At 64.5% G+C, this 13,106-nt stretch carries 11 protein-coding genes; 8 read left to right on the top strand and 3 right to left on the bottom strand.

The window, feature by feature from the left end; genetic code table 11:
• Window positions 1–52 precede the first annotated feature (52 nt).
• The 3 genes from ISO4_RS09810 to ISO4_RS09800 form a co-directional block, all read right to left on the bottom strand.
• Window positions 53–1,543: a PH domain-containing protein gene (locus ISO4_RS09810; RefSeq protein WP_194856074.1), complete on the bottom strand. Its 1,491-nt coding sequence runs from the start codon at window positions 1,541–1,543 to the stop codon at window positions 53–55.
• Window positions 1,533–2,012: a PH domain-containing protein gene (locus ISO4_RS09805; RefSeq protein ID WP_194856073.1), complete on the bottom strand. Its 480-nt coding sequence runs from the start codon at window positions 2,010–2,012 to the stop codon at window positions 1,533–1,535. The genes ISO4_RS09810 and ISO4_RS09805 overlap by 11 nt, the downstream gene beginning before the upstream one ends.
• An 84-nt stretch (window positions 2,013–2,096) precedes the next feature.
• Window positions 2,097–2,795: a hypothetical protein gene (locus tag ISO4_RS09800; RefSeq protein ID WP_142949897.1), complete on the bottom strand. Its 699-nt coding sequence runs from the start codon at window positions 2,793–2,795 to the stop codon at window positions 2,097–2,099.
• Between the two features lie 193 nt (window positions 2,796–2,988).
• On the opposite strand from ISO4_RS09800, the gene acnA reads away from it, so the two are divergent.
• The 8 genes from acnA to ISO4_RS09760 all read left to right on the top strand — a co-directional run bounded on the left by acnA (window position 2,989) and on the right by ISO4_RS09760 (window position 13,105).
• Entirely contained in the window at window positions 2,989–5,739 is a 2,751-nt protein-coding gene (acnA, locus tag ISO4_RS09795) for an aconitate hydratase AcnA (RefSeq protein ID WP_194856072.1), read from the top strand.
• Between the two features lie 211 nt (window positions 5,740–5,950).
• Window positions 5,951–6,511, top strand: coding sequence for a hypothetical protein (locus ISO4_RS09790; protein WP_142949899.1), 561 nt, complete (start codon window positions 5,951–5,953; stop codon window positions 6,509–6,511).
• 369 nt (window positions 6,512–6,880) lie between these two features.
• Window positions 6,881–7,840 (top strand): ABC transporter permease, encoded by a 960-nt coding sequence (locus tag ISO4_RS09785; protein WP_142949900.1) that lies wholly within the window; start codon window positions 6,881–6,883, stop codon window positions 7,838–7,840.
• A 17-nt stretch (window positions 7,841–7,857) separates the two neighbouring features.
• Window positions 7,858–8,817 carry an ABC transporter permease gene (locus ISO4_RS09780; RefSeq protein ID WP_142949901.1) on the top strand — a complete coding sequence of 320 codons (960 nt, stop codon included), beginning with the start codon at window positions 7,858–7,860 and terminating at the stop codon, window positions 8,815–8,817.
• Between the two features lie 2 nt (window positions 8,818–8,819).
• On the top strand, window positions 8,820–9,818 hold the full coding sequence (locus tag ISO4_RS09775; RefSeq protein ID WP_228548040.1) for an ABC transporter ATP-binding protein: 999 nt from the start codon (window positions 8,820–8,822) through the stop codon (window positions 9,816–9,818).
• Entirely contained in the window at window positions 9,805–10,824 is a 1,020-nt protein-coding gene (locus ISO4_RS09770) for an ABC transporter ATP-binding protein (RefSeq protein ID WP_194856071.1), read from the top strand. Before ISO4_RS09775 ends, ISO4_RS09770 begins: the two co-directional genes overlap by 14 nt.
• Before the next feature lie 26 nt (window positions 10,825–10,850).
• The gene (locus tag ISO4_RS09765) at window positions 10,851–12,557 is read left to right on the top strand and encodes an ABC transporter substrate-binding protein (protein ID WP_194856070.1); all 1,707 of its coding nucleotides are present in this window, start codon (window positions 10,851–10,853) and stop codon (window positions 12,555–12,557) included.
• A gap of 284 nt (window positions 12,558–12,841) precedes the next feature.
• Complete coding sequence (locus ISO4_RS09760) at window positions 12,842–13,105, top strand: hypothetical protein (RefSeq protein ID WP_194856069.1); 264 nt, start codon at window positions 12,842–12,844, stop codon at window positions 13,103–13,105.
• Window position 13,106 lies beyond the last annotated feature (1 nt).

Below are 13,106 nucleotides of genomic sequence, written 5' to 3'. Positions count from 1 at the left end.
GGTTAAGTAAAACCGCCATTCGAAACCGGCGGCGGGCATCTTGCAAGCGAATTCAGTGGTACAGCGCCGAACCCAGGCGGGCCGCCACGCGGCGGTCCAGATACGGCAGCCGCACCCGCCGTTTGCCGAGGCCGCCGCCGGCGGTGTCCACTTCCAGTTCGCTCATGCGGTAGCGCCGGTCGAACGGGCTGCGGGTGAGGCGGATCGCCTGAATGCGGTTGCGCGGCACCACCGCCAGCCGGCGCCACAGCCAGCCGCGGTGAAACAGCAGCAGGTCCGGCGTCAGCGCCCAGCGCGTGTACTTGGCGTACAGGTGACCGTGGATCAGCGCCAGGGGCACGCCGGCCAGCGGCAGCCACAGGCCGTGCACGCCCAGCCACCACAGCCCCGGCGGCAGCGTCAGCGCGGTCCAGCACCGCAGCCACAATCGCGCCAGACGGTGGCGGGTGCGGCTGGAGAGCGACTGCCACTCCGGCTGGTGGCCGGTCATGCCGGGCAAGGCGCGGGCGATCAGCGCCTCGGCCTGGGCCGGCGTGCAGATCGGCGCCAGCGGCCGGGCGCCGCCGCTTTGCCCGGCCTCCGGGTCGCCGCCGCCACCGGCCTGGTCGACCTGCAGCGCCACGCGCCGGAACAGCCGATGCAACGGCGTGGCCAGCTGGTGCACCACCTGAATGCGCGGCACCCGCAGGGTCACCGACACCCGGGTGAACAGGCCGTGGCGCACACGCAGATCGCTGCCCTGCTCGTCCAGACGGTAGCCGTAATACTTCACCAGCGCGGCCACTACGGACAAGATCTTACCCACCGCCAGCACCGCCACCAGCGTGGCCAGAGCGAGCAGCACCGCCACCGCCAGCCCCAGCTGATCCAGCCAGGCGACGCCGGCGTCGCGCAACACCGGCCCCAACAGGCGCTGCAGCGTCTCCACGTTCACCACCTGCATGAAAGCGCCCAGCACCGCGCCCACCCAGAGCAGATTGCGGTTATCGATCAGACCCAGCATCACCAGTTCGCCCGGCGGCAGGGTCAGCAAGGTGGTGCCTTCGGCGGGCTCGCCGGCGCCGTGATCGCCGGTCGATGTCGCGCCCTTCAGGGCGTCGCGGCGCGCGAACACGGTATCGCTGAGGGTGCGGGCGTCGTCCAGGGACAACACCCGGATGGTCGCTTCCGCGCCGCCGCCGCTGGAGGTCTCCACCTTGACGTCGGCGACGCCCAGCAGGCGGTGCAGCAGGTTGCGCTGGGTGTCGATGTTCTCGATACGGCGATAGTCGATCTGGCGCAGATTGCGGAAAATCAGGCCGTCGCGGATCACCAGGCCGTCGTCGGCGAAATCGTAGCGGTACACCCACTGGTGCCAGAGCGCGCCCAGCGGCCCCAGCAACAGCAGCGGCACCACCACCCAGAACAGGCCGCCGCGCTCGGCGCCCAGCGCCACCGCCACGCCGATCGGGATCACCGCGCCCAGGCTGCCCACCAGCTGGAACACCCAACTGAGCGGGTGCAGGCGTTTTTCCGGAAGCGGCTGGCCACCCTCATACCGCATCGCCGTCGCCCCCGTCGTCCTGACGCAGCAGGGTGTCGCGCAATGTCAGGGCGGTGTCGTGGTCGAGGCCGGGCAGCTCGTTGCAGGTGAAGCGGCTGCCGGCGGTGTACAGCTTCAGGGTGCCGACCCCATAGCGGCGCTGCAGCGGGCCCTGGCTGACGTCGGAGTGCTGGATGCGCACCCGCGGAATGGCAATACGGTGACGCCAGAAAATGCCCTGGCGAATCACCAGGCCGTGCGGGTCGAGGCGGTAGCCCAGGTGCCGGAACCAGGCGCCGGGCAGCCACCAGGCCAGGCCGAACACCAGCAGCGTCCAGCCCAGGCACGCCAGCGCCAGCAGCGGGCCGGGGTCCAGCGGTAACAGCGTCAGGGCGGCGCCCACCGGCGCGCCCGCCAGCACCACGGCGGTGCCCAAGGCACGCAGGCGCCACACCGGCACGGTGGCCGGGCTCACGGATTCAAGCGACATGCGGTTCCCCCAATGACGATGGCCATCAACGATGGATCAGTCAGGAGGATACCGCATCGATGCGGTGGCCAAGAACACCCGGCGTCAGTTGCGCGCTTCCTCGCGGGCCAGGTCCTGAATCAGCTGCCGCACCTGCTTGCGGTGCCGGCGGCTGGTCAGGCGTTTGCTGTCCCAGGTGGCGGGCACCAGCAGGCGGCCTTCGTCCAGGTCGCGGATCAGGAAGCGCCGTTCCACGCCGATGGGGTAATCGTCGGAGCCGTAGATGGCCACCAGCTGAATGGTCAGCGAGCGCAAACGCACAATGCCTTTTTCGCTTTCCGCCCGGTCGTCGCGGTGCTGATCCAGGCGCAGCCCCTCGCGCTGGGCGATGCGCTCGATGACGCTGTTGAAAGCGCCGATATGCACGAACTCACCGGCCCCGAGCGGCCCCTGGCGGGTGCTGTCGCTGAGCGACGGGGTATCACCGCTACTGTGCCGCTCGCGTTCCTCGTCGCCTTCCTGGTAATTCTGCTCCAGCTCGGTGACATCCTGGAAATAGGTGCCTTGGTCGGTTTCCAGGCGTGCAACGATGTGCTGAATGAAGATCGATTCGGCACTCATGTTGCTGATCAGGCAGAGGGCGTCGACACCCTTGTGGCGACCCCGGTTGATCACCACCCGCGGGCGGCGCTGACGCTTGTAGCCGTTGTAAAGCAATTGCGCATAGACCACCCACACCATCAGCGTGGCGAAGCCGATCAATACGTTCAGAACGTCCTTATTTTGCGATATCCAGTCAAACATGCGTGAACTGTACCGCGCCGCGCCGGCCCGCTTTGCGAAAAGCTGTAAAACCTGAGCGCGCCGGCCCGGTATCGCCGCGGTCCATGGCGGTGATAGCCGGCGTTAGCCTTAAGGCCTGGTTCATGTGCCCGCAATAAGGGCGTAGTATCAAATCACCCAAGTACAGATACATCGCCAACTAAGGAGGTGCGCAGTGACACGGATTGGCCAGGACACCCTGAATAGCGCCAAGACCCTCGATGTCGGCGGCAAGACCTATCATTATTACGATATCAATGCCGTCGCCGATAAGGGCTGGGGTGATCTCAGCAAGCTTCCCTTTTCACTCAAGGTTCTTCTGGAAAACCTGCTCCGCCACGAAGACGGTGAATCCGTCACCGTGGAGGACATCGAAGGCCTGGTACGCTGGACCGAGAAGCGCGCTTCCGATCGCGAAATCAATTACCGTCCGGCACGGGTCCTGATGCAGGACTTCACCGGCGTGCCCGGGGTGGTCGATCTGGCCGCCATGCGCGACGCCATCGCCAAGGCCGGCGGCGACCCGCAGCGGATCAACCCGCTGGCGCCGGTGGATCTGGTCATCGACCACTCGGTGATGGTGGACGAATACGGCACCCCGCAGTCGTTCTCGCAAAACGTGGAACGGGAATACGAGCGCAACAAGGAACGCTATCAGTTCCTGCGCTGGGGCCAGAACGCCTTCAATAATTTCCGCGTGGTACCGCCGGGCACCGGCATCTGTCACCAGGTGAACCTGGAATATCTGGGCCGCGGTGTCTGGTACAGCGACACCGAGGACGGCAAGACCTTCGCCTACCCGGACACCCTGGTGGGCACCGACTCCCACACCACCATGATCAACGGCCTGGGCGTGCTCGGCTGGGGCGTGGGCGGCATCGAAGCGGAAGCGGCCATGCTCGGCCAGCCGGTGGCGATGCTGATTCCCGAAGTGGTGGGCTTCAAGATCACCGGCAAAATGCGCGAAGGCATGACCGCCACCGACCTGGTGCTCACCGTCACCGAAATGCTGCGCTCGCGCGGCGTGGTCGGCAAATTCGTGGAGTTCTTCGGCGACGGCCTGGCCGATCTGAGCCTGGCGGACCGCGCCACCATCGGCAACATGGCACCGGAATACGGCGCCACCTGCGGCTTCTTCCCGATCGACGAGCGCACCATCGAATACCTGGAGCTGACCAACCGGCCCAAGGACGACATCGCGCTGGTGGAAGCCTACTGCAAGGCCCAGGGCCTGTGGCGCTCCAGCGACGATCCGGATCCGGAATTCAGCGACGTGCTGGAGCTCGACCTGAACGACGTGGTGCCCAGCCTGGCCGGCCCGAAACGGCCCCAGGACCGCGTGCCGATGACCGAGGTGAAACGCACCATCATCGACGTGATCAGCCAGGAGCTGAAACTCAACGACGAGGAAATCAGCAAGCTTGAGGGCGAAGGCGGCCAGACCGCCATCGGCAACCACGAGCCGGGCAGCGGCGTGGAAGTGACCATGGACGGCAAGACCTTCCACCTGGATCACGGCGACGTGGTGATCGCGGCGATTACCTCCTGCACCAACACCTCCAACCCCAGCGTGATGATGGCCGCCGGCCTGATGGCGCAGAAAGCGGTGGAAAAAGGGCTGACCCGCAAACCCTGGGTGAAAACCTCCCTGGCGCCGGGCTCCAAGGTGGTCACCGACTACCTCAACAAAGCCGGCCTGCAGGACCCGCTGAACCAGATCGGCTTCGACCTGGTGGGCTACGGCTGCACCACCTGTATCGGCAACTCCGGGCCGCTGCCCGACGAGATCGACAAGGCCATCGCCGAGGGCGATCTGGTGGTCGCTTCGGTGCTGTCCGGCAACCGTAACTTCGAAGGCCGGATTCACCAGAGCGTGCGCACCAACTGGCTGGCGTCACCGCCGCTGGTGGTCGCCTACGCGCTGGCCGGCACGGTCAAGATCAACCTGGAAAAAGACCCGCTCGGCAAGGATAAGGACGGCAACGATGTGTTCATGAAGGACATCTGGCCGAGCAGCAAGGAGATCCAGGACGCCGTGGTGATGGTCGACCACGACATGTTCGAGAAGCAGTACGCGAGCGTGTTCGAAGGCGACGAAACCTGGAAGAGCCTGCCGATTCCGGATTCCAAAACCTACGAGTGGAACAGCAAATCCACCTACATCCAGAACCCGCCGTTCTTCGACGGCCTGACCGCCGAGCTGGACGATGTGGAGCCGGTCAAGAACGCCCGCATCCTGGCGATGCTCGGCGACTCGGTGACCACCGACCACATCTCCCCGGCCGGCGCCATCAAGGCCGACAGCCCGGCGGGCCATTACCTGCAGGGCCACGATGTGGAGCCGATCGACTTCAACTCCTACGGTTCCCGGCGCGGTAACCACGAGGTGATGATGCGCGGCACCTTCGCCAATATCCGCATCCGTAACGAGATGACCCCGGAGATCGAAGGCGGCTACACCAAGCACTTCCCCGGTGGCGAGGAGATGCCGATCTACGGCGCCGCCATGCGCTACAAGAAGGACAACGTGCCCACCGTGGTGGTGGCCGGCAAAGAGTACGGCACCGGCTCCAGCCGCGACTGGGCGGCCAAGGGCACGCGCCTTCTCGGCGTGCGCGCGGTGATCGCGGAGAGCTACGAGCGCATCCACCGTTCCAACCTGATCGGCATGGGCGTGCTGCCCCTGCAGTTCCCGGAAGGCACCACGCGCAAAACGCTCAACCTCGACGGCACCGAGGAAGTGGACATTCCCAACCTGGGCAATGACCTCAAACCCAGCCAGGAAATCGAAGTGGTGTTCCGCAAGGACAACGGCAAGGAACAGACGGTGAAAGCGATCAGCCGTCTGGATACCGGCGCCGAAGTCACCTACTTCAAGAACGGCGGCATTCTCCACTATGTGCTGCGCCAGATGATGACCGACTGAGCGGTTCTTTTTTAAAAAGAACCCTTCCGATCAGGGGCGCCTCGGCGCCCCTTTTTCTGCCTCATTTCTTGTTCAAGCGCAAAATATCATGCGCCTTCCGCATTTTAAGCGCCGCCCGTTTCTCAACATTACTCTTTTATTGTAATAATAGAGCGGTTTCCCCATTGCAGGAACGCAATAAAAACAAAGAAACAGGAAGGAAGCCCACGTTATGGAGCAAGCCATAAAACGCAAACCCAATGTGCATGCATTCCTCTATATTTATCGCAATCACGCCGCACAATTCTGGTGGTGCGCGGTGCCCTATGTGGACAGCCAGGGGCGCCGCCGGCAGCGGCGGCGGTCGTTCCGGGACAGCCGCCTGGGCGGCAAGAACGCGGCGCTGACGGCGGCCCGCGCCTGGCGCGACCAGGCGATCACCGACCCGCGGGTGCGCGTCGCCATGGGCGACCGTCGCCCGCTGGTGCTCTACGCCGGCGACGACAGCGGCCGCATCGGTGACGGCGGCAACCCGTTCGGGCTGGTGGGGGTCACCGCCACCTTCCGGGAAAAGCCCCTGGGCGGCAATTTCTCGGTGACCGCCAACCGGGGTCGCAAGAAATGGTTCTCCATGCGCCGCTATGGCGGCTACGGCGCCTTCCGGCGCGCCGTGCTGCAGCGCTGCAAGTGGGTCGGGGCGCCGGTGCCGGACGACGATGAGCTGCGCCACCGCTACCAGCAGTGGGCGCGGGACAACGAGGCCCGCCTGCGCCGACACGGCCTGGAGCCGTGAGCTGTCCGCGCCGGGCGGGCAGGACACCCTCCCGGCGCGCATTTATAATGCAAATCAATTAAACAAACCGCTTATTTTGTCAGGAATGGAAACCCGTTCCGCAACCCTCAAAATTCGCCCCACCGCCCGTCGTTTTTGATCACCCCCTCACTGATCCCGTTATTTTGGTTAATTATTAGCCGAAAACAGCGTAAATACAGTTGTTTACATCAACAAAGTAGCCCTAAAAACCCGCCACGCGAATGACTTGACAGTCACAAAAACCGCGTACTAAAGTGAAATTGAAGTTCATTATTTGAACCAATGATAATTTTTTAATGGCGTTCTTCGATAGAGCGCCCAATACCAACAACAATAACGGATGTACCTATGGGTGCTTATGTCCTGCGCCGTCTGCTGGCGTTGATCCCCACTCTCCTGATCGCCAGCGTCATCGTATTCGGAGTGGTGCGGCTGGTACCCGGCGACGTGCTCGACCTGATGCTCAGCGAGAACGCCTACTCCTCCAACGCCCCCGACGACCGTGCCCAACTGGAAAAAGCCCTGGGCATGGATAAGCCGCTCTACATGCAGTACCTGAGCTGGGCCGGCAACGCCCTGCGCGGCGACCTGGGCGAATCCCTGTGGCGCAACACCCCGGTCACCGAGGAGATCGGCGCCCGCCTGGGCGTGACCCTGGAGCTGGGCATCCTGGCGTTGCTCATCGCCCTGATCATCGCCTTGCCGGTAGGCATCTTCTCGGCGATACGCCAGGAGACCCTGGCCGACAACGTGGGCCGCAGCTTCTCGATCCTGGCCCTGGCGATTCCCAATTTCTGGCTGGGCACCCTGGTGGTGATCCTGCCGGCGCTGTGGTGGGGCTGGTCGCCACCCACCGAGATGACGCCGTTCTTCGAGGACCCGATCGAAAACCTGAAAACCTTCCTGGTGCCCAGCCTGATTCTCGGCACCTCGCTGTCGGCGGTGATCATGCGCATGACCCGCACCATGATGCTGGAAGTGCTGCGCCAGGATTACATCCGCACCGCCTGGGCCAAGGGCCTGCGCGAGCGCAGCGTGGTGCTGGTGCACGCGGTCAAAAACGCCATGATTCCGGTGATCACCCTGGTCGGCATCCTGGTGCCGATCCTGTTCGGCGGCACCGTGATCATCGAACAGATCTTCCGTCTGCCCGGCCTCGGCCAGCTGCTGCTGGAGGCGGTCAGCACCCGCGATTACCCGATCATCACCGGCGTCTTTCTGGTCACCGGCGTGGTGGTAATGCTCGTTAATCTGATTGTGGATCTGTGCTACGGGTACCTCGACCCGAAAGTACGGTTCGACCGGTGAAACAGGAATCTCGAAGTATGAATGCATCCGTTGAACCGGCCGCTGTCACGGCCACCCCGGCGCGGCCCGCCAAACGCCGCAAGCCCCTGCCCAAACCCCTGGCGTTCTGCGCCCGCCTGTGCCGGGAACGGCCGCTGGGCGCGGTGGGCGCGCTGATCTGCCTGTTGCTGCTGTTCACCGGCATTTTCGCCGACCTGATCGCGCCGCAGGGCTATAACGCCATCAACCCCATCGACCGGCTGAAAGCGCCGTCGGCGGAATACTGGTTCGGCACCGACCAGCTGGGCCGGGACATCTTCGCTCGCGTGGTGCACGGCGCGCGCCTGTCGGTGATCGTGGCGTTCGCCGCCACCACCCTGTCGATCGTGATCTCCGCGTTGCTGGGCATTCTCAGCGGCTACTTCGGCGGCCGCCTGGACATGTTCATTCAGCGTTTGGTGGACGGCTGGATGTGCTTCCCCGACCTGATTCTGCTGATCGTGGCGGTGGCCGTGCTCGGCCCCGGCACCTGGCAGATCATCGTCATTCTGGGGCTGCTGTTCGGCATCTCCGGTTCGCGGATCGTGCGCGGCGCGGTGCTCAGCGCCCGGCAGAACGTCTATGTGCACGCCGCCCAGTCCATGGGTGCGTCCAGCACGCGCATTCTCTGGCACCACATTCTGCCCAATGTGATGGCGCCGCTGATCGTGCTCTACACCACCCGCCTGGCGGCGGTGATCCTGGCGGAATCCGGCCTCAGCTTCCTGGGCCTGGGGATTCCGCCACCGTCACCCAGCTGGGGCGGCATGCTCAGCCTGGACGGGCGCAGCTATATGTTCCAGGCCCCCTGGCTGGCGATTATTCCCGGCATCGCCCTGACCGTGGTGGTGTTCGGCATCAACATGTTCGGCGACGCCCTGCGCGACATGCTCGACCCGCGCATGCGCGGCGGCAGCGGTCGCTACCTGGCACGCGTGAAAAGGGCCATCGGCGTATGAATATGAAAGCGGACGTTACCCGCCGCACCCTGCTCGACGTGCAGGACCTGCACACCGTCTTCGAGAAGGACGGCAACGAGGTCCATGCGGTCAACCAGGTCAGCTTCGACGTGAAGGAAGGCGAGATCCTGGCCATCGTCGGCGAAAGCGGCTCCGGCAAGAGCATCACCGCCATGTCGCTGCTGCGGCTGATTCCCAGCCCGCCCGGGCGCATCGTCGGCGGCCGGGTGCTGTTCAACGATCAGGACCTGCTGGACCTGGACGACGAGCAGATCCGCCGCCTGCGCGGCCGCGACATCGCCATGATCTTCCAGGAGCCGATGACCTCGCTGAACCCGAGCCTGCGCATCGGCCGGCAACTGGCGGAGCCGCTGCGCGTGCACGGCTCGGTGCCCAAGGAGAAGGTCCGCGAGCGCTGCCTGGAGCTGCTGCGCCAGGTGCGCCTGGGCGACCCGGAAAAGCGCCTCGACGCCTATCCCCACGAGCTCTCCGGCGGCATGCGCCAACGGGTGATGATCGCCATGGGGCTGGCCTGCCTGCCCAAGCTGCTGATCGCCGACGAGCCCACCACCGCCCTGGACGTGACGGTGCAGGCGCAGATTCTGGAGCTGCTGCGCGACCTGGTGCGCGCCAACAACTCGTCGATGATGCTGATCACCCACGACCTGGGCGTGGTGGCCCGTTACGCCGACCGCATCAATGTGATGTACGCCGGCCGCATCGTGGAAAGAGGCACCGCGGAAGAGATTTTCCACCACCCCAAACACCCCTACACCCTGGGTCTGATGGAATCCATGCCGCGCCTGGACCAGGCCCCCGGCAGCCGGCTGACGCCGATTCCCGGCCAGCCGCCGGATCTCTCCGACCCGCCCCCGGGCTGCCCGTTCCATCCACGCTGCCGCTTTGCCGAAGCGCGCTGCCGCAGCGAACGGCCGCCCCTGGAACAGATCACCGACAACCACTGGAAAGCCTGCTGGGTGGATACCGATGCCAAACGCTGAACCGCTTCTGCAAGTCTCCGACCTGCGCGTGCACTTCCCGCTGCAGGCCGGCCTGCTGGGCCGCAACGCCGGCACCGTGAAAGCGGTGGACGGGGTCGCCTTCCATATCGACCGCGGCGAAACCCTGGGCCTGGTGGGCGAATCCGGCTGCGGCAAGTCGACCACCGGCCTGGCCATGCTGCGCATGAGCCCGCTCACCGACGGCCGCATCCATTTCGACGGCGAGGACATCACCCACCCGGACAAGCCGGCGCTGAAGCGGCTGCGCCGGCGCATGCAGATGGTCTACCAGGACCCGTTCGGCGCGCTCAACCCGCGCATGAAGGTGCTGGACATTGTCGGCGAGCCGCTGCGCGTGCACCGCCTTACCCAGGGCCGCGCCGCCTACCGGGAAAAAGTCATGGGGCTGCTGGAAAAAGTGGGCCTGAAAGCGGAGATGGCCGACCGCTACCCGCACGAATTTTCCGGCGGCCAACGCCAGCGCATCGGCATCGCCCGGGCGCTGGCCGCCGACCCGGAGCTGATCATCTGCGACGAGCCGGTGTCGGCTCTGGACGTATCGATCCAGGCCCAGGTGATCAACCTGCTGGAAGACCTGCAAAAAGAGCTGGGCCTGACCTATCTGTTCATCGCCCACGATCTGGCGGTGGTGCGCCACCTGTGCCACCGCATCGTGGTGATGTACCTGGGCCGGGTGGTGGAAGTGGCCGACCGCGAAACCCTCTACGACAACCCCCAGCACCCCTACACCCAGGCGTTGCTGGGCGCGATCCCGATCGCCAACCCGGACCCGGAGGTGCAACAGCACTTCAACCCGTCACTGAGCGGCGAAGTGCCCAGCCCCATTGATCCGCCGCCGGGGTGCCCGTTCCACCCGCGCTGCCCCCACGCCACCGAGCTGTGCCGCCGGGAAGCGCCGCGCGCCCTGGAAATCGAAGACCGCCATAGCGTTGCCTGCCATTTGCATGACCCGGACCGGGCCCAGGCCATGGCCGGCAACCTTTAACAAAATAACAAAACGAGGAGAGCATCATGAATTTGCGTACACCGAGAATCGCCCTGTCCCTGGCGGCCACCGCCGCCCTGGCCTGGGCCGGGCCGGCCGCGGCGGAAACCCCGCAAACCGACGGCACCGTCAATGTTTCCACGGTCTACCGCACCCTGGACGCCACCACCTGGGACCTGCAGCGCTGGACCTGGAAAGGCAACCACGACAACCTGCAAATGGAATCGCTGCTGCGCGGCGATCTTCAATACGGCCCGCGCGGCAGCAACGAAAACAGCTTCGTCGAGCAGGCCTACATTCCCTACGCCCAGCTGGAAGGCAGCCTGGCGGAAAGCTGGGAAGTGAAAGAAGACCCCATGCGCGTGGTGTTCCATCTGCGCGAGGGCGTCTACTGGCAGGAAGTGCCCGGCGTCATGGAGAGCCGCGAGCTGGTGGCCAACGACGTGATCACCTCGTTCAAAACCCGCTGGGACAACCCGCGCGCCATTCCCACCTTCTGGGACTTCGTGGAACGCTGGGAGGCCCCGGACGAGCACACCGTGGTGGCACACTTCAGCAAATTCCACGGTAACTGGCCGTACCGCCTGGCCTGGGGCTACTACGACGGCATCCTGCCGCCGGAATGGCAGAACCTGAGCGAAGACGAGCGCGCCGACTGGAAAAACGCCGCCGGCACCGGCCCCTACCGCATCGCCGACATCCAGACCGGCCGTCAGCAGGTTTATGAAAAGAACGACAACTACTGGGACACCACCACCATCGACGGCGAGGAATACCTGCTGCCGCTCAATGAAAAAGTGGTCTATCACATCATCAAGGACGAATCGAGTTCGGTGGCGGCGCTCAGCTCCGGCCGCGTGGACATCATGGAAGCGATCCGCTGGCAGCTGGTCGACCAGCTGAAGAAAACCGCCCCGGAGCTGGAATTCCGCAAGCACGTGGCCACCCAGGGCACCTACATCGCCCTGAAGACCGACGAAAAGCCCTTCGATGACGTGCGCGTGCGCCGCGCCATGAACCTGGCCATCGACCAGCGGGCCATTCTCTCCTCGCTGCTCAACGGCGAAGGCGAGCTGCTCAACTACCCGTTCGCGCAGCGCTGGACCGAGTTCTACACCCCGCTGGAGGACCTCTCCCCCGCCGCCAAGGAACTGTTCAGCCACGATCCGGAGAAAGCCAAAAAACTGTTGGCCGACGCCGGTTACCCGAAGGGCTTCAGCTTCGACGTCCAGGTCTGCTCCTGCAGCCCCTATCACATGGACGTGGTCGCCATGCTGCAGGCGTACTACCAGCAGGTGGGCATCAACATGAACGTGAAAACGCTGGAATACGGCGCCTTCCGTTCCAACATGCGCGGCGACAACCAGGCCGGCGGCTACCTGATGAACAACGGCTCCGGCAACCCCATCCAGGTACTGCGCAAGAGCTTCATGACCGGCCAGACCTGGAACGCGGCGCGCTACTCCAACGAGGATTTCGACAAGAAAATCACCGCCGCCATCCACGAGCCGGACACCGAAAAGCGTAATGCCAGTATCCGCGAGCTGAACGACTTCATCATCGAGGAAGCGGTACCGCACGTCTGGCTGCCCACCGAAATGGTGTACTCCGCCTGGTGGCCCTGGGTGAAGAACTACCACGGCGAAACCCGCATCGGCGCGGTCAAGCCCAACGCCATCTACGCCCGCATCTGGATCGACCAGGAACTCAAGGACAAGATCCTCAACGACTGAGTCCGCTTCGGACTAAACACTTCTCCATCATCGCGGAGCCTCCGGGCTCCGTTTTTTTTGGCTTGTGGGAGCGGACCTTGTGGGAGCGGGCCCTGCCCGCGAAAGGGAGCGAAGCTCCCGGCAGGATGCCAGGGGGCTATCTAAAGGCAGCACAAACAGCGTCTCTGGTATCCTGCCGGGTGGCTGAAGCCACCCTTTCGCGGGCGGGGCCCGCTCCTACAAGCATCTTCCTGCAGGCCTTGATAGACTCGGGAATTTCCGGTCCCACTTAGATCGTATTGTGTATGGCTTCCATTCGTTTCATCGTCATGCTGGCATTGCTGTCACCTTTTCCAGCCTTGGCCGGTAACGCAGACCGCACCGCCGCCGAGGAAGAGAAAAGCGCCGCCGCCCGCGAGCAGCAGGAACTGCTGGAACGCGCCGACGACCTGCGCCGCCAGCAGGAGACCACCGAAGCCCTGCTGCGCAAGCAGGAACGGTACTTGCAGGTATTAGAACAACAACTAAAACAACTCAAGGAGGCCTCCGATGAAGAGCCTGCCTCATAGC

Source organism: Alloalcanivorax venustensis ISO4, assembly GCF_015356855.1.
GTDB classification, from domain to species: Bacteria; Pseudomonadota; Gammaproteobacteria; order Pseudomonadales; family Alcanivoracaceae; genus Alloalcanivorax; species Alloalcanivorax venustensis.
This window is presented reverse-complemented; position numbering and strand designations above follow the sequence as displayed.